Source organism: Actinacidiphila sp. bgisy167 (assembly GCF_057707665.1).
Genome location: NZ_JBYIQP010000025.1, coordinates 1 through 20006, shown reverse-complemented (window position 1 = coordinate 20006; position 20006 = coordinate 1). Strand labels below are relative to the sequence as shown.

The window sequence follows — 20006 nt, the reverse complement described above, 5'->3', positions numbered from 1 at the left end:
GCCAGGACTTCGGTGGCATGCATGACGGCTCCTTTGTGCGGGCGCACGTGTCCGGCATACGCCGCCGTTGAACGGCGCATGGAGACGTGGTACGGGGTCACCCGCCTCTCGTCCGGCCTCCTCGCCACCCGGAGGGGTGTCCCGGGGTGATGGAGCGTCAAGGTATCGGACGAATCACCCGATTACGACCACCGACGAGGCGTGCCCGGACGTCCCTGGCCCGCCGTCACCCTCAGGCAGCCCCTGGCGCCTGTGGCGCGGCGAGGCGGGCTCGCCCTATCCGCCGGGCTCGGCCGCCACGGCGTCCGCCTCCCCTGCGCCCGGACCGCACCGGCTCTCCGGTAGCGCCGTTAGCGCGGCGCGAGCCCGGGTGACCGTCCGTGGGCGTGGTGAACGCTCTGGACGGTTGCCGACTCCGGGTGTAAGTTCTTCTCAGTTCGAGAAATACTCGAACTGAGAAGAACTAGCCGGAGGGTGGTGCGCGATGGCCGACAGGCGGGGTGAGGACGCGTTCCTCGCCGCATATGATCCGCGCGCCTTCGCGCCGATCGCCGTGACCGTCGACGTCGTCGCCCTGACCTTGCGTCAGGGGGCGCTGCATGTGCTGCTGGTGCGCCGGGGCGCTGCGCCGTACGAGAATGCCTGGGCGCTGCCGGGCGGTTTCGTCCAGGCCGGTCGCGAGTCCTTGGACGAGGCGGCGGCCCGCGAACTGGCCGAGGAGACCGGGCTCGACGCGGGCGGCATGGGCCGTGTCCACCTCGAGCAACTCGGCTCCTACGGCCGCCCCGACCGCGACCCGCGCATGCACGTCGTGTCCGTCGCCTACCTCGCCTTCGCCCCGGACCTCCCCGAGGCGATGGCCGGCAGCGACGCCGCCGCGGCCGCGTGGGTGCCCGTCGACGTGCTCGCGCCGCGGGGGAACCCGGAAACCGCCACCGGGCGTCCTATGGAGCAGGGCCGGCCGGCCGGGATCCACGGGGGTGGTTCCGGCCGGCGGTCCGAAGATGCGGACCCAGGCGCCGACCACCCCTGCACCGGCCTCGCCTTCGACCACGGCACGATCCTCGCCGAAGGCCTCGACCGGGCCCGCGCCAAGATCGAGTACACCCCGCTGGCCACCGCCTTCCTCGAGGAGGAGTTCACCATCACCGAGCTCCGCTCGGTCTACGAGGCGGTCTGGGGTCGCGCCCTGCACGCCGGGAACTTCCACCGCAAGGTCCTCTCGGTGCCGGGCTTCGTCGAGTCCACCGGCGCCACGGCGGGCCGCGGCGGCTCCCGTGGCGGTCCCCGGGCCCGCCTCTACCGCGCGGGTGACGCCCGGCTCCTGCACCCCGCACTGCTCCGCCCCGACCGCGAGGACAGCGTCCGGTGACCGCCACGAGACGCTCCTCACCCGCACACCGCGTCCGCACCTTCGACGAGGCCCTGGGCGCCCTGGCCCTGCCCTTTCCTGCCGACGACGGCGAGGCGGCGCGCCACTACCGCCGGCTGGCCCGACTCCTCCACCCCGACACCGCGCCGCCCGGCCGCGTGGACGAGGCCGCCGACGCCTTCGTCCGGCTCACGGCCCTGTGGCGGCGGCATAGGGGAGACGGCCCGGCCCTCACCACCGCCCGCGGTGTGTACCGGCCGGGCCCCGTCATCGCCGAGGGCGATCTCGCGGTGCTGCGCGCAGCCGGCCCCGGCACCCTGCTGAAAATCCCACGAAGCCCCGCCGACAACGACCTGATGCAGCGTGAGGCGAACGCGCTCACCCGGTTGCACACCGTCGCGGAGCCCCGGCACCGCGCCTACGCGCCGCGTCTGGCCGAGTCCTTCAGGCACCGCGGCCCCGACGGCGCCGAACGCCGTGTCAACGCGCTCCAGCGGCTCCACGGCTGCCACACCCTGGCCAGGGTCCGGGCGCGCCATCCAGGCGGCCTCGACCCGCGAGACGCCGCATGGATGTGGCGCCGCCTGCTGGTCGCCCTCGGCTGGGCGCATCGGGCCGGTGTCGTCCATGGCGCCGTGCTGCCTGAGCACGTCCTCATCCACCCCGCACACCACGGTCTCGTGCTGGTCGGCTGGTGCCACGCCACCGCACCCGGCACGACCGTCCCCGCCCTCGTGGAGCGGCACCGCGCCCTCTACCCGCCCGAGGTCACCGGTCGGCGTCCCGCTACCGAGGCCACCGACATCCACCTCGCCTCGCGCTGCCTCGAGCAGATGATGGGCGACCGCGCCCCGCGTCCGCTGCGCGCTTTCCTCCGCGGCTGCACCCTCCCGGCGCAGGCCCGCCGCCCGCACGACGCGTGGCGGCTGCTCGCGGAGCTCGACGAGGTCCTGGAACGCCTCTACGGCCCGCGCACGTTCCGCCCGTTCAGCATGCCGGGCACCGACACCTGACACCCACACCGGACACCGGTCATCCGACACCAAGGGGGAACACCATGGGCAGCGGAAGCTGGTCCACCGACGTCTACGACGCCGCCGCGCGCTACCGCGCCGCCGGCGGCACCGGCGCTTTCGCCTACAGCGACCGCGTCACCTCGTCCGCGCCGCGCGCCTCCTGGGCGGCGCACCCCTCGCTCGACCCCAAGGGCATCGGCGTCCGCGAGAGCCGCGACTCCGACGAGCACCCCACCTCGCTCGCCATCGCCGTCCTGTTCGACGTGACCGGCTCCATGCGCACCGTCCCGCGGGTCCTGCAGACCAAGCTCCCCGAGCTCTTCGGCCTGCTGCTGCGCAAGGGCTACACCGAGCACCCGCAGATCCTCTTCGGCGCGGTCGGCGACGCCACCTGCGACCGGGTCCCGCTGCAGCTCGGGCAGTTCGAGTCCGACAACCGCATGGACGACGACCTTGGCAACATCCTGCTCGAGGGCGGGGGCGGCGGGCAGATGACCGAGTCGTACGAGCTCGCCATGTACGCGATGGCCCGGCACACCTCGATCGACTGCCACGGCAAGCGCGGCCGCCGCGGCTACCTCTTCCTGATCGGCGACGAACTGCCCTACGGCAAGGTCAAGGCCCGCGAGGTGCGCGCCGTCCTCGGGGACGACCTCGCCGAGGACATCCCCGTCACACGCATCGTCGCGGAACTGCGGCGGAAGTTCGACGTCTACTTCATCCTGCCGGCGGGCTCCTCCTACGTCGGCAACACCGCGATCCTCGCCACCTGGCGGCGGCTGCTCGGCCAGAACGTCATCGAGCTCGACGACCTCGACGCCGTCTGCGAGACCATCGCCCTGACCATAGGGCTCGGCGAGGAGGCCATCGACCTCGCCGAGGGTCTCGCCGACCTCGCCGATCTCGGCACCACAGCCACCGCCACCAGCGCCGTCGGCAAGGCCCTCGCCGCCCTCGACCGCGACCGAGCGGCCGCGGCCGTGACGGACACGCCACTGATCGACGGCACCGGCGCCGGCGGCACCACCCGCCTGTAGGCCCTCCGGAGGACCCCGTGCACACCATCGTCGTCGACCTCGGCTACGGCGACGCCGGCAAGGGCACCGTCGTGGACCGGCTCTGCGCCCGCGGGCCGATCCGCGCGGTGGTCCGCTTCAACGGCGGAGCCCAAGCGGCGCACAACGTCGTCACCACCGACGGACGCCACCACACCTTCGCCCAGTTCGGCTCCGGCACCCTCAGGGGCGTCCCCACCCATCTGTCCCGCTTCATGCTGGTGGACCCCCTCGCGCTGGCCGCCGAGGCCGACCACCTGACCGCCCTCGGGGTTCCCGCGCTGTACGCCCTGCTCAGCGTCGACCGCGCGGCGCGCCTCACCACCCCGTACCACGCCGCCGCCAACCGGCTGCGCGAGCAGGAGCGGGGCACGGCCCGCCACGGCTCGTGCGGCATGGGCATCGGCGAGACCGCCGCCTACGCCCTCGCCCACCCGCAGGACGCCCCCACAGCGGGGGACTGCGCCTCACGCCCGCGGCTGCTGCGCAAGCTGCGTCTGCTGCGCGACCGCCTGGCCGACGAGTTCGGGCGGCGCCTGCCCGCACCGCCGCCCGAGGACTGCGTTGACGCCTTCACCGCCTTCGCCGGCGCCGTCACCCTCACCGACGACGGCCACCTCGCCCGCGTCCTGCGCGAGGGCGCGGTCGTCCTCGAGGGCGCCCAGGGCGTGCTCCTCGACGAGTGGCACGGGTTCCATCCATACACCACCTGGTCCACAACCACGTTCGCGGGCGCCGAGGCGCTGCTGGCGGAAGCCGGCCAGGAGGGCCGCAGGCTCGGCGTCGTACGGACGTACACCACCCGGCACGGCCCCGGACCGCACGTCACCGAGGACCCGGAACTCGCCCCGCTGCTGTCCGAACCGCACAACGGCCACGGCACGTGGCAGGGCGCCTTCCGCGTCGGCCATTTCGACGCCGTCGCCCACCGCTACGCCGTCGAGGTCTGCGGCGGCGTCGACGCCCTGGCCCTGACGCACCTCGACGCGCCCCGCCGCTGCCCGCGGCTGCGGCTGGTCCAGGCGTACGACACCGGTGGGACGCGGCTGCCCGTCGCCCCGCCCGGTGATCTCGAGCGGCAGGCCGCCCTCACCCAACGCCTGCTGACCGCCCGCCCGGCCCGCTGGGACGTGCCCGGCTCGGATCCGGCCGCCTGGTCGGAGGCGGTCGGCGAGGCTCTTGGCGCGCCGGTCGTATTGGAGTCGCACGGCCCGAAGCGCGACATCCCGGCCTGCCGTGCGGCCGTCAACCAGGACGGGAACTCGGAGAGGATCCGGTCGTAGAGCTCCGCGTCCGGCACTGTGGCGATGTCGTCCACGGCGAAGATGCCGACGTTGTCCACGCGCCGGCCCGCCAGGGTGTCGAAACGCTCCAGCACTCCGTAGTCGGCCCGGCCCGCACCGACGAACTGCCAGAACATCGGCTCCTCCACCGCCTCCCGCAGCTGCTGCTCGATCTGGGCGCCGCGGTGGACGCCGCCGTCGGAGAAGAACAGCATCAGCGTTGGTGCCGCCGTGGGTGCGCCCGCACGTAGGCCCGGTCCTCGGCGATGACCTCCCGCTCCTCGTTCCGGATGCCGACGAAGCGCATGTCGGCCTGGTCCGGGCCCGTGCCGGGGCTTTCCGGGACGGCCGAACAAGCTCAGCTCGCGCACCCGGACGTGCAGCCGCAGGTGCTGTATCCGAGGGATTCGGGTGTCACGGCGCCAGTGTGCCCTCTCACCCGCCGCGACGGACAGGGCTCCGCACGACACCCGTGCCCGGCCGGTCCTCCGCTACAGTCCGCGCGTGAGCACTCGACAGAAGGACAGCCACTGCTCGTACTGCGGCACGCGGTTCGCCCGGGACGCGGGATGGCCGCGCGTCTGCGCCGCCTGCGGTGGCACCGCCTACCGCAACCCGCTTCCCGTCGCCGTCGCCCTGCTGCCCGTGCGCACCCCGGAGGGCACGGGTCTGCTTCTGGTCCGCCGGGCCATCGAGCCGCAGCGCGGACTGCTCGCCCTCCCTGGCGGCTTCGTGGACCTCGGCGAGACATGGCAGCAGGCCGTGGTCCGCGAACTCGACGAGGAGAGCGGCGTCAAGGCGGCCGCCGGTGATGTCCGGCTGGCGGACACCCTCAGCGGCGACACCGGTCACCTGCTGGTCTTCGGCCTCCTGCCGGAGCGCGACGCCGAGGACCTCCCACCCGCCGGCGCCACTGACGAGACGGACGGCCGGGAGATCCTCCTCGCCCCCGCGGAACTGGCCTTCCCGCTGCACACCGAGGCGGTGCGCAACTGGTTCGGCGGCCGCTACTGAGGCGGCACCGAGCGGCGGCTACCGCGCGGCGGTGCCGAGAACCTTCACCCGGTACCCCACCTCGTCGCGTTCCTCACGCATGACGACGACCTCGCCGTCCACCACCCGCGAGGTGAAGCGCTCCACCCGCGGCCCCGCCCAGCCGTCCCCGGCGTCCGTCACCAGGGTGCCGCCTCCGCCGCGTCCGGGCTCCGGCGCCCACACCTCCAGGGCCACCGTGCCGTCCTCCTCGGCCACCGGCACCACGGCGCCGGCCCTGGCCAGCACCGGGACGCGGTCCTCGGGCGCGGGCAGCAGCACCTGCCCGGGGCCTTGGTACGCCTCCCTGGTCGCGGTGTCGTACCACCGGCCCCGCGGCAGCCGCACGGCGCGTTCCGTCGCCCCCTGCTCCAGAACCGGCGCCACCAGCAGCGCGTCCCCCAGCAGGAAGGCGTCCCCGCAGGCGCGCAGTTTGCGGTCCTCCGGTTCGCCCCACCAGACCGGCCGCACATAGGGCGCGCCCGAACGCCGCGCGATGTGCGCCAGCGTGTACAGGTACGGCATCAGCCGTTCCCGTTCGCGCATCGCCGCCCCGGCCGCCGCCAGCACCCGGGGTCCGAACTCCCACGGCTCGCGGCGCCCGGCGCCGATCGCCGAGTGCGTACGGAAGAAGGGGAAGTACGCGGCCATCTGGAACCAGCGCAGATAGAGCTCCGGCGACGGGCTTCCGGTGAACCCGCCGATGTCGGGCCCCGAGTACGGCACCCCGCACAACCCCAGCCCCAGCACCAGGGACAGTGAGGCGCGCAGCCCGGGCCAGCCCGTCGTGACGTCGCCCGACCAGGTCCCGCCGTACCGCTGCATGCCCGCCCACCCGGAGCGGGAGAACAGGAACGGCCGGACGTCGGGGCGCAGTTCGCGCAGCCCCTCGTGTCCGGCCCGGGCCATGGTCAGCCCGTACACGTTGTGCGCCTCCCGGTGGTCGCCGCCGCGGCCCTCCAGGGCGTGGCGGGCGGAACGGGGCAGGGTGGTGTCGCCGAAGGCGGCGAAGGACACCGGCTCGTTCATGTCGTGCCACACCCCGGCGAAGCCCTGCGCGAGCCGCTCCGCGTACAGGCCGCCCCACCACTCGCGCACCCGGGGGTCGGTGAAGTCGGGGAACACCGCGTCGCCCGGCCACACCACGCCGCGCACGTCGCGTCCCCGCGCGTCCCGCACGAAGGCGTCGGCGGCGGCTCCGCTGTCATGGAGCGGACTGCCCGGCTCCAGCTTGACCGCCGGGTCGACGATCGACACCAGGCGCACGCCCTGTCCCCGCAATTCCTCGGCGAGCCCGGGCAGATCGGGGAAGCGCTCGCGGTCGACGGTGAAGACGCGGTGGCCGTCGTAGTGGTCGATGTCCAGGTGCAGCGCGGACAGCGGCAGTCCCCGCTCACGGTAGCCCGCCGCGACCCGGCGGACCTCGGCCGCCGTGCCGAAGCCCCAGCGCGAGTGGTGGTGTCCCAGCGCCCAGCGCGGCGGCAGCGCCGGGCGGCCGGTCAACGCCGTCCAGGCGGCCAGGATCCGAGCGGGTGTGCCGGGGATCACCCAGTAGCGCAGCGGGCCGCCGTCCATCCGCGTCTCGCAGCCGCCGGGGCGGTCGTGGCCGGACCCGGCGCCCTCCTGGCCGTCGCGCAGGGTCACCCGGCCGTCCCAGGTGTTGTCGTGGAAGACGAGGTGGCTGCCGGCGTCGGCGACGACCAACTGCAGCGGCATGGTGATGTACAGCGGGTCGGTCTCCGGTCCGAAGGCCCCACCGGGGTCGGTGTTCCACAGCCGGTACGTGCCCTCGCCGAGCCGCGGTCCCGAGGCCCGCCCGCCGAGCCCGAACACCGCCGCGTCCGCCGCGGTCTCCGAGCGCTGCACCCAGCGCGGCTGCGCGCCCCCCGCCGGGTCCACCGGGTCCCACCAGCGCGGGGGCAGGTCGCGCCGCAGCAGCAGGCCCCCGGGGGTGCGGAACTCCACCGCCCCGTGCCGGGAGACCAGCACCGTGATCCGCTCGGACACCACCCGCCAGCCGTCCTTGTCGGGCTCGACGACCGCCCGGGTGTCGGCGTCGGGGCAGGTGCCGTCCAGCGCGTACGACGGCTCCGGCTCGGCGCCGTCCCAGCCGCAGAACACCGCGCCGCCCACCGCCACCCGCACCCGCAGGGTCGAGCGGGCGAAACGCACCAGCCCGCCGCCGGGCAGCGGGTCGGCGCCCTCGGCGGCTCCCGGCACGCGCGCCCGCTCCGGTCCCCGGCGCGGGATGGCCCGGGCGTCCGCGCGCTGCCGGCGCCATGCCGCGCGCACCGCCCTCAGCCCGTTCGCCGATCCGACCTGCCGTACCTGCCGCGCCAGGTCCCGAGCATCCATGAGCCCCACCCTCTCACCGTTCCCGGCCGTCCCGCCGCCGACCGGCCGCCCTGTACCTGGCGGTCGGGCACATGCTCGCACCCCCGAATGTGTGAGGTGTGCCCTGGCGCCGAAGACGATCACGTGGCATCGTCCTGCCCATCCGCGACCGGGGACATTCCGCCCGGCCGGGTCCAGCCGCACACCACGCAGCGTCGCGTACCGTCCGGGAGCCGCCCCATGAGCACCACACCCGAGCCCACCGCCGACCCGGCGACCGAGCAGCCCCTCTGGCAGCCCGGCCCGGACAGGGTCTCCGGCGCCCAGGTGACGCGCTTCCAGGACTGGGCCGCCGCGCACCACGGCGCGCCCGCCCCCGACACCGCCGATCCCGTCGCCGGCTACCGGGCGCTGCACGCCTGGTCGGTGCGTGAACCCGGTGCCTTCTGGCGGTCCGTCGCCGAGTGGTTCGACGTACGCTTCTCCGCGCCCTACGAGACCGTCCTCGCGGACGCCTCCATGCCCGGGGCGACGTGGTTCCCCGGCGCCGCGCTCAACTACGCCGAGCACGCCCTGCGTCCGGCCGACGACGCGACCCGGGCCGGTGGGCCCGCCCTGCTGCACCTCGACGAGCGACATGAGACCGGCACCGTGAGCTGGGCCGACCTGCGCCGCCAGGTCGCCTCCCTCGCCCACGAGTTGCGGGCCCTCGGCGTCCGTCCCGGCGACCGGGTCAGCGGCTACCTGCCCAATGTCCCCCAGGCCGTCGTCGCCCTGCTGGCCACCGCCGCCGTCGGCGGCGTGTGGACCTCCTGCGCCCCGGACTTCGGCGCCCGCAGTGTGCTGGACCGCTTCCAGCAGGTCGAGCCCGTCGTCCTGTTCACCGTCGACGGCTACCGCTACGGCGGCAAGCAGCACGACCGCACGGACGTCGTCGCCGAGCTGCGCGCCGAACTGCCCTCGCTGCGCGCCGTCGTGCACATCCCGCTGCTGGGCACGCCGGCCCCCGAGGGGGTGCTGGAGTGGGAGTCCCTGGTCTGCGGCGACCCCGAGCCGGTGTACGAGCAGGTCCCCTTCGACCACCCGCTGTGGGTGCTGTACTCCTCGGGCACCACCGGTCTGCCCAAGGCCATCGTGCAGTCCCAGGGCGGCATCCTGCTGGAGCACCTGAAGCAGACCGGCCTCCACCTCGACCTCGGGCCGCGGGACCGGTTCTTCTGGTACACGTCCACCGGCTGGATGATGTGGAACTTCCTCGTCGGGGGCCTGCTCGCGGGCGCCACGATCGTCCTGTACGACGGCAGCCCCGGCTTCCCCGACACCGGCGCCCAGTGGGGCGTGGCCGAGCGCACCGGCACCACCGTCTTCGGCACCTCCGCCGCGTACGTCATCGCCTGCCGCAAGGCCGGTGCGCACCCCGGCCGCGACCACGACCTGTCGGCCGTCACCTGCGTCGCCACCACCGGGTCCCCGCTCCCGCCGGACGGCTTCCGCTGGATCCACGACGAGGTCAAGGAGGACGTCTGGATCGCCTCCGTCAGCGGCGGCACCGACGTGTGCAGTTGCTTCGCGGGCGGCGTCCCCACCCTGCCGGTGTACATCGGCGAGCTCCAGGCGCCCTGCCTCGGCACCGACCTGCAGGCCTGGGACCCGTACGGCAAGCCCGTCACCGACGAGGTCGGCGAACTGGTCGTCACCAACCCCATGCCGTCGATGCCGGTCGGCTTCTGGAACGACCCCGACGGCAGCCGGTACCGGGAGAGCTACTTCGAGATGTTCCCCGGCGTGTGGCGGCACGGGGACTGGATCACCCTGACCTCGCGCGGCACGGTGATCATCCACGGACGTTCCGACTCCACCCTCAACCGCCAGGGCGTGCGCATGGGTTCCGCGGACATCTACGAGGCCGTCGAGCGGCTCCCGGAGATCCGCGAGTCGCTCGTCATCGGCGTCGAGCAGGCGGACGGCGGCTACTGGATGCCCCTGTTCGTGCAGCTCGCCGAGGGCGCGGTCCTCGACGACGCGCTCCGCGACAAGGTCAGGCGCACCATCCGCGAGCAGCTGTCACCCCGCCACGTCCCCGACGAGATCGTCGAGGTCCCCGGCATCCCGCACACCCTCACCGGCAAGCGCATCGAGGTCCCGGTGAAGAAGCTGCTGCAGGGTACGCCGATCGAGAAGGCCGTCAATCCCGGCTCCGTGGACGACGTGGCGCTGCTTCGCTTCTACGAGGAGCTGGCCCGCACACGCGGCTGAGCGCCCCGGCGTCCGCGCGCCGCCGAGCGCCCGGGGGAGAGGCGGGATCGGCCCGTTCCCGCCTCATTCCCGCCTCACCCCCCGTACGTCGCCCCGAACTCACCGAGGACGTCCGAGAAGTCGGCGGCCAGGGCGTTCGCCTCGGACGGCCGCAACCCCATCGTCGTGATCCGCACCCCCGGCCCCGCCGCGAGCCGGAACCGCGCCCCCGCGGCCACCCACCACCCGCGTGAGCGCAGGCCGTTCACCACCGCCGCCTCGTCCCGCACCGGCACCCACACGTTGAGCCCGCTCGCCCCGTGTGCCGCGATCCCGCGCCCGCCCAGCTCCGCGACCAGCGCTTCCCGCCGCTCCGCGTACGCCTCCCGCGCGGCCTCCACCAGCAGCCGGGCCCCGGCGTCGGTCATCAGCCGCGCGGCCATCCCCTGCAGCACATGACTGATCCAGCCCGAGGTGAGCAGCAGCCGTCCGTCGTGCCGCGCCAGCGTCGTCGGGTCGCAGGCGAGGGCCGCCCACCGCAGGTCGGTGCCCAGGTACTTGCTGACGGTGCGCACCTGGGCCCAGCGCGGCAGCCCGCCTGACGTCAGGCTGTGCAGCGGCACGCCGGCGATCTCCGCGGCGTGGTCGTTCTCGACCACGAGCACGTCGGGCCCCTCCCGCAGCACGCCCAGCAGCGCATCCCTCCGTTCCGCCGAGAAGCAACCGCCATAAGGGTTCTGGGAGCGCGGGCTGCACACCACCGCGCGGGCCCCGGCCCGCAGGGCGTCGCGCAGCGCGTCGGGCCGCATGCCCTCGTCGTCCACCGCGACGGGCACCATGCGCAGTCCCAGCGCGGGCACCAGATCGAGCAGGTGGTGATAGCCCGGGTCCTCCATCGCCACCGCGTCACCCGGCCGCAGTTCGACGGAGAGCAGCCGCGCCACGCAGTCGAGGGCGCCGTGAGCGAAGGTCACCTCGTCGGCCGGCACCCCGTCGCGGTCGAACGCCGCGCGGGCCAGCTCCTCCAGTTCGGGAAGGCGCGGCGCCGACCGATGGGAGCGCACCCCGGGCGTGAGCTGCACCGACGGCGGTAGCTCCGGCAGGAACGCCGGGTCCGGGTGACCGCCCGCCAGGTCCCGCAACCCGGCGGGCACCTTCGGCGGCCGCCTGGACGCCACCGCCGGCGCCTGCGCGACGACGGTGCCGCCACGCCCGCGCGTGACGACGATGCCGCGCTGCCGCAGCTCCTTGTAGGCGGTCGCCACCGTGCCGGGACTGACGCCCAGGCGGTCCGCCAGCGTCCGTACCGGAGGGAGCGCCGCCCCGGGAGGCAACCCCCCGTCGGCCACGCCTCGTTCGATGGATGCCGCAATCGCCTTGGTGCTCGAGCCGCTGATCGCATATTGTGCTGCCACATTCACAAGTATGTATCAATACATACGTCGAGGCAAGGGGGCGGTGCATGCGAATCCCGCGCAGCCGCAGCGACATGGAGGACCTCGTACCCGGCGGCCGCGACGGCCGCCGCATGCTCTTGGTGAGCCTCACCGACAAGGCCGGATCCGGCCTCTGGTACGGCACCGCGGCGCTCTACTACACGTATGTCGCCGGACTCGCCCCGCACGAGATCGGCCTCCTGCTCGGCGTCGCCGGAGCTGTCGGCGTCGCGGGCACCCCCGTCGCGGGCCGCATCGCCGACCGCGTCCCGCTCACCCGGCTGCTCCCCGCCGTCCACGCCCTGCGCGCCGCGGCCGCCGTCGGCATCCTGCTCACCGGCGCCTTCTGGCTGCTGCTGCCCGTCGCCGCGCTCGGCAGCCTCGGCGACCGCTCCGCCTCCGTCCTCACCAAGCTGTACGCCGCGCGCGTCGCCGGCCCGGACCGGGTCCGCTACCAGGCGCTCCAGCGCACCGTGGTCAACATCGGCTTCGGCATCGGCGGCCTCGCCGCCGCCGTGGCCCTCGCCATCGGCACCCCCACCGCCTACCGCGCCATGCTGGTCGGGGACGCCCTCTCCTTCGCGGGCGCCGCCCTGCTCGTGCTGCGCTGCGCGGAACCGCCGTCGCTCGCACGCGTGGTGGCCGGTGCGCCCGCCGCCACCGCGGGGCAACCGCCCCGGCCCACGACCCCGGCCGTCAGCCCCTGGCGCGACCGCGGCTACCTCGCCTTCACCGCCACCGAGTCCCTGCTGTTCCTCGACGACACGGCGCTCAACATCGGCCTGCCCCTGTGGATCGCCACCGCGACCGTCGCGCCGCACAGCCTCGTCGCGCTCCTCCTCGTCCTCAACAACGTCCTCGTCGTGCTCTTCCAGGTCCGCCTCAGCCGCCTCGCCGACGACGTGCGCAGGGCCGCCGCCTCCCTGCCGCTGCTCGGCGTCGCCTTCCTCGTCGCGGGCGGTGCCATGGCCGTCTCGACCGCGGACTCGCCGGGGACCGCCGCCGTCGCCCTCGTCGTCGCCACCACGGCCTTCACCGCCGCGGAGATCGTGCACGCGGCGATCTCCTGGGAGTTGTCCATCGCCCTCGCCCCCGGGCGGTCGCAGGGCGCCTACCTCGGCGTCCACGGGCTCGCGCAGTCGGCCCAGCGCTCCGCGGGACCGGTGCTGATGACCTCCGCCGTCATGGCCGCGGGTCCGCTCGGCTGGCTGGGCCTCGGCGCTGGACTCGCCGCCGTATCCGTCGGCCAGCGCACCCTCGTACGCCGCCGCATGGACCGCATGGACCGCATGGACGGGCCCGGGACCCCGAAGGCGCCCGGCACCCCCAGCGTGACGGTCACTGTCAGTGGTGGCGATTACGGTAAGTGACAGTTGACCGCCGTACCGAGGGGGAACCGTCATGGCACACACCACCAGGACCAGGCACCGCAAGCAGAGCGACCGCCCCGCCCGCCGGGCCGCGAAGGACGGCCGCCGCATCCTGCGCCGCGAGTCGCCGACCGTCGTCGCCGTCCTCACCGACCTCGCGGACTTCGCAGCGATGCGCGGCTACCGAAGCTTCACCTTCGACGACTACCCGACCTACCTGCGGCAGATCGAGAGCCTGCTGCGCTCGCTCACCTCACGCGGCATCCACGTGCGCGTCGGCCCCTTCGACCCGGCCGAGTACGCCGAGTACTGCGCCGACACCGGCCACGAACCCGACAGTTCGGGCTCGCGCACGCGGTACGCCGCCGACATCACCACCACCGGGCCCACCGTTCCCTATACCGGGCAGCCCCTGGAACTCCTCATCACCGAGATCGAGTACGAGGCGGGACGCCAGGCCACCTGGGAACGGGCCTCCGGCATCCTGGCCGGCGCCGGGGAGTGCGCCGGCTGCGGCGACGACCTCGCCCGCACGTCCTTCGACCGCGCCTCCCAGGCCCTGATGCGCCTGTTCGAGGCGGCGGGACCGGGCCACCACCACCTCGTGTGCAGCGTGCCCGCCGACGGCACCACGCTCCTCGCCGCCATGCACGCCCGCTGCGACGAGCAGGGCATGGTCCACCTCGTCGAGGCCGAGGCCCTGGTCTGCTGCACCGTCCTCGCCGCCGGGATCGCCGAGGACAGCGGCGGGGGCGTCGTCATGCGCAGCGGCACGGGCGCGGGACAGCCCCCGAAGGACCGCCCGGACGAAGTACGCGGCTGGACCCTGAGCGACGGCTGGCTGCACCCCCTCACCGAGGCAGAGGTCTTCAACGCCTACTGCACCGACGCCGAGTCCGGAGATCCCGTACCGCCGGAACCGGGCGTCGTCCACCGCCCCGGATTCGCCCTCCCACCGCCCGAGGACGGCTGAGCCCCGCGGGGCGCTGGTCGCGCGCGCCAGGCCACGAACGCCGCGGGGCGCCCCGCCACGGGTGGGACGAGGCAGCGGTGCGGGGGATGCGGCCCACCCGGCTCGCCGTCCGGCCGCGCCCTCAGCGGGGTGCACGAACCGGCGCCGAGCGGCATTGGAGAGCCGCCTCGCCCGCTGCCCGGAAGGCCGCGGATCCCCACGTGCGCGGCCTCGGGCGCGGGTGGCAGTACCCCGCTGATCCTGGGGGTACGGGGACCAGGCACCTCACCCGGCAGGAGGTGGCCCAGCGCCCGTGCGGCCTCCGCACGGTGAGCCGAACGCGGTGGAGGGCGCCGGGCCGATCTCGTGCTGATCGGCGGGCTCCCGTGAACTGCGCCGCCGTGGGCTTCGCCCGGCAGGTCCAGGCGGCCGTCGCCTGTGCTTCCGGCGCATCGGCCGTCAGGGCTGACGCAGGTCAGAGGCGGTCGCCCGGGCCCGGCCGCTCCACCGTCCACGAGGACAGGATGCGCAGGGCGTCGTACGACGGGCTGCCGGGTTCGGCGGTCAGCACCATGAGGCGCTGCCCCGAGCCGTCGGGGCTGCTCCACGTGTCGCAGTCGAGCGTGAGGTCGCCGACCACGCGGTGCCGGTAGTGCTTGGTGCCGTATGCGGTGGTGATGACCCTGTGCTCCGCCCACCAGGTCCGGAAGTCGGCGTCCTGGACCGACAACTCCCCGACGAAACGGGCGAGTTCGGGGTCACCGGACTCCGCGGCGGCCTGCATGCGCAACGCGGCTACGGCGTCGCGGGCGTCGTGCTCCCACTGCCGGTGCATGCCGCGCACGACCGGGTCCATGAACAGCATGCGCACGTAGTTCCGGCGGCCCGGCGGAATCGCGGAGAAGTCGGTGTAGAGGGCCGCGGCGGCGTCGTTCCAGGCCAGGACGTCCATCCGCGTGCCGAGGACGACGGCCGGCGTCGCCGCAAGCTGGTCCAGCAGGCGCCGCAGCGCGGGCCGTACGCGCTGCGGCGGACGGCGGCGCCGCGGTTGGGCGTCGGCCTTGCCGGCCAGCTCGTACAGGTACCGCTGCTGGTCGTCGTCGAGGCGCAGCGCGCGGACCAGCGGGGCGAGGACGGACGCCGACGCCCGGACGCGGCCCTGCTCCAGCCGCGTGTAGTAGTCGACGCTGATCGCGGCGAGTTGCGCGACCTCCTCGCGGCGCAGACCCGCGACCCTGCGCGTGGAGTCCGCCGGCGGCAGACCGCATTCGCGCGGTGCGAGCTGTGCCCGGCGGGCCTTCAGGAAGGCTCCGAGTTCGCGAGGACCAGGTGCCGCAGTCATATGCCTCATTCTCCCGCGGGGGTCCCCGGTTGTGAGGGGGCAGGTTTCTTCCAGGGCAGGAACTCGCCTCTTCCGCCCGCTCCGGCCGGGGCGGACGGTCGAGAAGTGCCCGGTACGGATCCGGGCGCCAACGGGCCCGCCGACGGGGCGCGGCCCCGCCGAACAACGAACACGGAGCATCCTGTGCCAAGGCCACCGTTACGTTCGACAGCGCCGGCATCCCCCTCGCCGGACACCTCTACATCCCCGACACCCCCGCCGCACCGGGCCCGCGGCCCGCGATCGTCGTCGGCCACCCCGGCACCGGCGTGAAGGAGCAGGCCGCGGGCGTCTACGCGCGGCGCCTGGCCGAGAAGGGCTTCGTCACACTCGCCTTCGACGCGACTCACCAGGGCGACAGCGGCGGAGAGCCGCGCGGTCTGGAGGACCCCGCGCAGCGCGTCGAGGACCTCAAGGCGGCCGTCTCCTACCTCACCACCCGCGGGGACGTCGACGCAGGGAGCATCGGCGCCCTCGGCATCTGCGCCTCCGGCGGCTACGTCCTTCCCGCCGCGGCCGGCGACCGGCGGATCAAGGCGGTCGCCACCGTCAGCGCGGTCGACGTCTCCCGCCAGTTCCGCCTTGGGGCCGACGGGACCCAGGACGCGTCCGTCTTCCGGGGCATGCTGGAGGCCGCTGCCGCCGCCCGCACCGCGGAGGCCCGCGGCGAGGAGCCGCCCGTCCTGACCCTGTTCCCCGACACCGCCGACCAGGCCCGCGCGCTGGGCGGCGAGCACGGCGTCGACGGCTTCGACTACTACCGCACCCCGCGTGCCCGCCACCCCCGGGCGGCCGACTTCTTCACCTGGTCCAGCGTCGACAGGATGGCGGGCTTCGACGCCTTGGCCGCCGTCCCGCTGATCGGCCCGCGTCCGCTGCTGATGGTCGTCGGATCCCGCGCGGTCACCGCCTGGATGAGCGTCGATGCCTTCCAGCGCGCCACCGGACCCAAGGAGTTGCACTGGATCGAGGGCGCCGGTCACGTCGACCTCTACGACCGGGAGCAGTATGTCGACCCCGCCGTCGACAGGCTCGCCGGCTTCTTCACCGTGAACCTGGGCTCGGTCGCGGATCTCTGAACCGGGGCCCTGGACCGGACAGCCCGGGGCGTACGCCGGTAAGGTCCGCGGCATGCGCGAACTCGCCACCGGCGTCTGGCACTGGCAGGCGCCGCACCCGGACTGGACGCCCGGCGAGCGATGGCCGCGTGAGGTGTCGTCGTCGGCGATCGACGACGGCACTCGGCTGCTGCTCTTCGACCCCCTGTCCGTGCCGCCCGCACTGCTCACGCTCGCGGCCGACCGGCAGCCGGTCGTGGTGCTCACGGCGCCGTGGCACGAGCGCGACACGCGGAGTCTGGTCGAGCGCCTCGGCGCTTCGGTGTTCACACCGCCACCCGACACCGCCGACGACCTCGTGCGGAAGTTCGGCGTCACCCGTGACCAGGCCGGTGACGGCAGCCCCGACGTCGCCTGGCTGCGCACCGGCGACGTCGGCGAAGGCCGTACGTACGCGGCGGGCGACCGGCTCCCGGCGGGGATCGAGGCGTTCCCCGGGAGGGAGCACAACGACCTGGTGCTCTGGGACGCCCGGGTGCGGACCGTGATCCCGGGCGACACCCTGGTCGACTTCGGCCACGGCCTGCGGATCAACGACCGACTGCGGGGCGGCGTCACGCGCGAGCAGATAGCCGAACTGCTGCGGCCCTTGCTCGCCCTCCCGGTCGAGACGGTGCTCCCCGCGCACGGCGCACCGGCCGACCGGACCGCGCTGGAGTGTGCGTTGTCGCTCTGAGCCCACCGCGGTCCGGCACAACGGGGGCGCGATCTTGGAAGCGGCCGTCGACGTCGTCACCGGCCAGGTGAGGACGGCGGCGACATGCTTCTCCACGGTGCAGACGCCCCTCGCACGGTCACCGCCGAAGGCATCGGACGATCATGGACCGCGACCGGCCCCCGCGCCCGGCACTCGACGGCCTGCTGCCGGGAAGCCGTAGGGGGCGCCGTCGACGACGGCGACGAAGGACGAGGCGCGGATCGTGGCGGTGCTGCTCACCGGCGGCATCGGCCGCGAGGAAGTCGCCCGGAGGCACGGGGCGGCCGAGAAGCAGGTCGCCGCATGACAGGCCAGTTCCGCGCGGTGACCGGACGTCCCCGTCGCCCGGGCCCGAATTCCCCTGCGGTTCCGCGGGCGAGGTGCTCACTCCCCGGACAGCACCGCCTGCGCCGCACGCCTCGCCTCGTCGGCCGTGTCGGTCGCCCGCGCCGCCGCGGCCGCGCGCTCGCACTGCGCGAGGGTGTACTTCGCCAGCGTCGCCCGCACATAGGGAATCGACGCCGCCCCCATCGACAGGCTGGTCACTCCCAGACCTGTCAGCACACACGCCAGCAGCGGATCGGAGGCCGCCTCACCGCACACCCCGCAGCTCTTGCCCTCGGCCCGCGCGGCCTCGGCCGCCGCGGCCACCAGGTCCAGCAGCGCCGGCTGCCAGGGGTCCTGCAGCCGCGAGACCGAGCCGATCTGGCGGTCCGCCGCGAAGGTGTACTGCGCCAGGTCGTTCGTCCCCAGCGAGAGGAACTCGACCTCCTGGAGGATCGAACGCGCCCGCAGCGCCGCGGACGGGATCTCCACCATCGCGCCGAACTTCGCGTGCAGCCCGGCCTCCCGGCACGCGTCCGCGAACGCCTTGGCGTCGATGCGGTCCGCCACCATGGGCGCCATGACCTCGAGGTACACCGGCAGGTCCTCGGCCGCCCTGGCCAGCGCCCGCAACTGTGTGCGCAGTACATCGGGGTGGGCGAGCAGCGTCCGCAGACCACGTACGCCGAGCGCGGGGTTCGGCTCGTCGGCCGGCGTCAGGAACTCCAGCGGCTTGTCGGCCCCCGCGTCCAGCACGCGGACCACGACCCGGCCCTCGGGGAAGGCCTCCAGCACCTGCCGGTACGCCTCGACCTGCCTTTCCTCCGACGGCGCCTTCTTCGAGTCGTCCAGGAACAGGAACTCGGTGCGGAACAGGCCCACGCCCTCCGCACCCGTCTTCACCGCGGCCTCGACGTCCCCGGGTCCTCCGATGTTCGCCAGCAGCGGCACTTTGTGCCCGTCCGAGGTGGCGCCGGGGCCGGAGGACGCGGTGAGCGCCGCCCTCCGCTCCTCGGCGGCCCTCGCCAGCTCGGCCCGCCGCTCCTTGTCCGGGTTGACGTGGACGTCACCGGTGCTGCCGTCCACGGCGACGACGGTGCCCTCCGCCAGCTCGGTGGCCCCGGGCAGCGCCACCACCGCGGGCACCCCCAGCGCACGCGCCAGGATCGCGCTGTGGCTGGTCGGCCCACCCTCCTCGGTCACGAACCCGAGCACCAGCGACGGGTCCAGCAGAGCCGTGTCCGCCGGCGCCAGGTCCCGGGCGATCAGCACGTACGGCTCGTCACTGTCCGGGACGCCCGGCATCGGCACCCCGAGCAGGCGCGCCACGATGCGGTTGCGGACGTCGTCCAGGTCCGCGACCCGGCCCGCCAGATACTCGCCCGCGTTGGCGAGCAGCGCCCGGTAGGAGGCGAAAGCGTCGTACACCGCGCGCTCCGCGGAGCTGCCCACCGCGACACGGCGCTCCACGTCCGCCATCAGCTCGGGGTCCTGCGCCATCAGCGCCTGGGCCTCCAGCACGGCCTGCGCCTCGCCACCGGCCAGGTTGCCGCGCGCGATGAGGTCGTTGGCCACCGCGTCGACCGCCTGGCGGGCCCTGGCCTGCTCCCGCGGGGCCTCGTCGGCCGGAATCTGCTTGGCCGGGGGCTCGAGGACCGCGGTTCCCATGTGCCGTACCTCGCCGATCGCCACGCCGTGGCTGACACCGACGCCTCGCAGCGTTGTCTCCATCTCACCCGTCTCCGGTTGCCGCGGACGCTCACGACCGCGTGTGCCTGTGTGTATGCGTCAGGAGTGGCCTTGCCGAAAAGGCTACGTCCAGGAGAAGAGCGGGGCTCCGATGGTCACCTCACCGTCCTCGACCAGGCCCGTCAGCGCCTCGGCCGTCGCCTCCAGAGCCACCACCGGGCAGACCGCGGACTTGCCGGCCGCCTCGACGGCCGCAGGGTTCCAGCGCACCATCTCCTGACCACGGGCCACCGTGTCGCCCTTGTTGACGAGAACCTCGAAGCCCTCGCCGTTGAGCTGCACGGTGTCGATGCCGAGATGGGTCAGCACGCCGCGCCCGTCCGCGTCCACCACGACGAACGCGTGCGCGTGCAGGGACACGACCACACCGTCCACCGGCGACACCGCCACCGACGGCTCGCGCAGGGGGTCGATCGCCGTGCCGGGTCCCACCATGGCGCCTGAGAACACGGGGTCCGGCACCGCGGCCAGACCGATGACGCGCCCGGCCAGGGGCGACGAGACAGTGGTCATGGTGAAGCCTCCAAGCAAGTGGTCCAGACCACTCAGTCTGCCACTTCTGCCGGTCGCGGCGCACCGCGGCGCCGCATGGCCGCCCTCGATTTGCTCCCGCCGGGGTCCTCCAGTACCTTGGGTCACCCCCCGCGACGAA

The 20006-nt window shown here is 74.1% G+C and carries 15 protein-coding genes and 1 pseudogene; 10 read left to right on the top strand and 6 right to left on the bottom strand.

Annotated elements, in window-relative coordinates; all coding sequences use genetic code 11:
• The first annotated feature begins 484 nt into the window (after window positions 1–484).
• The 4 genes from AC3ET4_RS12675 to AC3ET4_RS12660 are packed head-to-tail and all read left to right on the top strand — an operon-like array spanning window position 485 to window position 4726.
• Window positions 485–1372, top strand: a complete 888-nt coding sequence (locus tag AC3ET4_RS12675; protein WP_431948818.1) for an NUDIX hydrolase — start codon at window positions 485–487, stop codon at window positions 1370–1372.
• A complete protein-coding gene (locus AC3ET4_RS12670; protein ID WP_431948817.1) occupies window positions 1369–2385 on the top strand; it encodes a molecular chaperone DnaJ in 1017 nt (338 codons plus the stop codon). The genes AC3ET4_RS12675 and AC3ET4_RS12670 overlap by 4 nt, the downstream gene beginning before the upstream one ends.
• A gap of 44 nt (window positions 2386–2429) precedes the next feature.
• Entirely contained in the window at window positions 2430–3425 is a 996-nt protein-coding gene (locus AC3ET4_RS12665; RefSeq protein ID WP_431948816.1) for a hypothetical protein, read from the top strand.
• Window positions 3426–3442: 17 nt separating this feature from the next.
• The gene (locus tag AC3ET4_RS12660; RefSeq protein ID WP_431948815.1) at window positions 3443–4726 is read left to right on the top strand and encodes an adenylosuccinate synthetase; all 1284 of its coding nucleotides are present in this window, start codon (window positions 3443–3445) and stop codon (window positions 4724–4726) included.
• Here the strand turns inward: AC3ET4_RS12660 and AC3ET4_RS12655 are convergent.
• Window positions 4666–5115, bottom strand: a pseudogene (locus AC3ET4_RS12655) (VWA domain-containing protein); the annotation flags it as partial. The gene AC3ET4_RS12660 and the pseudogene AC3ET4_RS12655 sit on opposite strands and share 61 nt — an antisense overlap.
• A gap of 115 nt (window positions 5116–5230) precedes the next feature.
• On the opposite strand from AC3ET4_RS12655, the gene AC3ET4_RS12650 reads away from it, so the two are divergent.
• Window positions 5231–5740 (top strand): NUDIX domain-containing protein, encoded by a 510-nt coding sequence (locus tag AC3ET4_RS12650; RefSeq protein WP_431948814.1) that lies wholly within the window; start codon window positions 5231–5233, stop codon window positions 5738–5740.
• Between the two features lie 18 nt (window positions 5741–5758).
• Here AC3ET4_RS12650 and AC3ET4_RS12645 read toward each other — a convergent pair whose 3' ends face one another.
• Window positions 5759–8113: a glycoside hydrolase family 31 protein gene (locus tag AC3ET4_RS12645; RefSeq protein ID WP_431948813.1), complete on the bottom strand. Its 2355-nt coding sequence runs from the start codon at window positions 8111–8113 to the stop codon at window positions 5759–5761.
• A gap of 219 nt (window positions 8114–8332) precedes the next feature.
• Here AC3ET4_RS12645 and AC3ET4_RS12640 point away from each other — a divergent pair, with 219 nt between their 5' ends.
• Window positions 8333–10348, top strand: coding sequence for an acetoacetate--CoA ligase (locus tag AC3ET4_RS12640; protein ID WP_431948812.1), 2016 nt, complete (start codon window positions 8333–8335; stop codon window positions 10346–10348).
• A gap of 74 nt (window positions 10349–10422) precedes the next feature.
• On the opposite strand, the gene AC3ET4_RS12635 is transcribed toward AC3ET4_RS12640, so the two are convergent.
• Complete coding sequence (locus AC3ET4_RS12635) at window positions 10423–11742, bottom strand: aminotransferase class I/II-fold pyridoxal phosphate-dependent enzyme (RefSeq protein WP_431948811.1); 1320 nt, start codon at window positions 11740–11742, stop codon at window positions 10423–10425.
• A 47-nt stretch (window positions 11743–11789) separates the two neighbouring features.
• Here AC3ET4_RS12635 and AC3ET4_RS12630 point away from each other — a divergent pair, with 47 nt between their 5' ends.
• The gene (locus tag AC3ET4_RS12630; protein ID WP_431948810.1) at window positions 11790–13133 is read left to right on the top strand and encodes an MFS transporter; all 1344 of its coding nucleotides are present in this window, start codon (window positions 11790–11792) and stop codon (window positions 13131–13133) included.
• Window positions 13134–13164: 31 nt separating this feature from the next.
• On the top strand, window positions 13165–14106 hold the full coding sequence (locus AC3ET4_RS12625) for a hypothetical protein (RefSeq protein WP_431948809.1): 942 nt from the start codon (window positions 13165–13167) through the stop codon (window positions 14104–14106).
• Window positions 14107–14560: 454 nt separating this feature from the next.
• On the opposite strand, the gene AC3ET4_RS12620 is transcribed toward AC3ET4_RS12625, so the two are convergent.
• Entirely contained in the window at window positions 14561–15427 is an 867-nt protein-coding gene (locus tag AC3ET4_RS12620; protein WP_431948808.1) for a helix-turn-helix domain-containing protein, read from the bottom strand.
• A 218-nt stretch (window positions 15428–15645) separates the two neighbouring features.
• On the opposite strand from AC3ET4_RS12620, the gene AC3ET4_RS12615 reads away from it, so the two are divergent.
• Window positions 15646–16545 (top strand): alpha/beta hydrolase, encoded by a 900-nt coding sequence (locus tag AC3ET4_RS12615; protein ID WP_431948864.1) that lies wholly within the window; start codon window positions 15646–15648, stop codon window positions 16543–16545.
• A 52-nt stretch (window positions 16546–16597) separates the two neighbouring features.
• Window positions 16598–17260 carry an MBL fold metallo-hydrolase gene (locus AC3ET4_RS12610; RefSeq protein WP_431948807.1) on the top strand — a complete coding sequence of 221 codons (663 nt, stop codon included), beginning with the start codon at window positions 16598–16600 and terminating at the stop codon, window positions 17258–17260.
• A gap of 405 nt (window positions 17261–17665) precedes the next feature.
• Here the strand turns inward: AC3ET4_RS12610 and ptsP are convergent, their stop codons facing one another.
• The gene (gene ptsP, locus AC3ET4_RS12605; RefSeq protein WP_431948806.1) at window positions 17666–19336 is read right to left on the bottom strand and encodes a phosphoenolpyruvate--protein phosphotransferase; all 1671 of its coding nucleotides are present in this window, start codon (window positions 19334–19336) and stop codon (window positions 17666–17668) included.
• 81 nt (window positions 19337–19417) lie between these two features.
• Complete coding sequence (locus AC3ET4_RS12600) at window positions 19418–19867, bottom strand: PTS sugar transporter subunit IIA (RefSeq protein WP_431948805.1); 450 nt, start codon at window positions 19865–19867, stop codon at window positions 19418–19420.
• Between the last annotated feature and the right edge of the window lie 139 nt (window positions 19868–20006).

Coding starts and splice junctions, on each gene's coding strand:
- AC3ET4_RS12640 (WP_431948812.1), top strand. CDS start 8,333: ATGAGCACCACACCCGAGCCCACCGCCGACCCGGCGACCGAGCAGCCC.
- AC3ET4_RS12625 (WP_431948809.1), top strand. CDS start 13,165: ATGGCACACACCACCAGGACCAGGCACCGCAAGCAGAGCGACCGCCCC.
- AC3ET4_RS12630 (WP_431948810.1), top strand. CDS start 11,790: ATGCGAATCCCGCGCAGCCGCAGCGACATGGAGGACCTCGTACCCGGC.
- AC3ET4_RS12665 (WP_431948816.1), top strand. CDS start 2,430: ATGGGCAGCGGAAGCTGGTCCACCGACGTCTACGACGCCGCCGCGCGC.
- AC3ET4_RS12645 (WP_431948813.1), bottom strand. CDS start 8,113: ATGGATGCTCGGGACCTGGCGCGGCAGGTACGGCAGGTCGGATCGGCG.
- AC3ET4_RS12620 (WP_431948808.1), bottom strand. CDS start 15,427: ATGACTGCGGCACCTGGTCCTCGCGAACTCGGAGCCTTCCTGAAGGCC.
- AC3ET4_RS12675 (WP_431948818.1), top strand. CDS start 485: ATGGCCGACAGGCGGGGTGAGGACGCGTTCCTCGCCGCATATGATCCG.
- AC3ET4_RS12600 (WP_431948805.1), bottom strand. CDS start 19,867: ATGACCACTGTCTCGTCGCCCCTGGCCGGGCGCGTCATCGGTCTGGCC.
- ptsP (WP_431948806.1), bottom strand. CDS start 19,336: ATGGAGACAACGCTGCGAGGCGTCGGTGTCAGCCACGGCGTGGCGATC.
- AC3ET4_RS12610 (WP_431948807.1), top strand. CDS start 16,598: ATGCGCGAACTCGCCACCGGCGTCTGGCACTGGCAGGCGCCGCACCCG.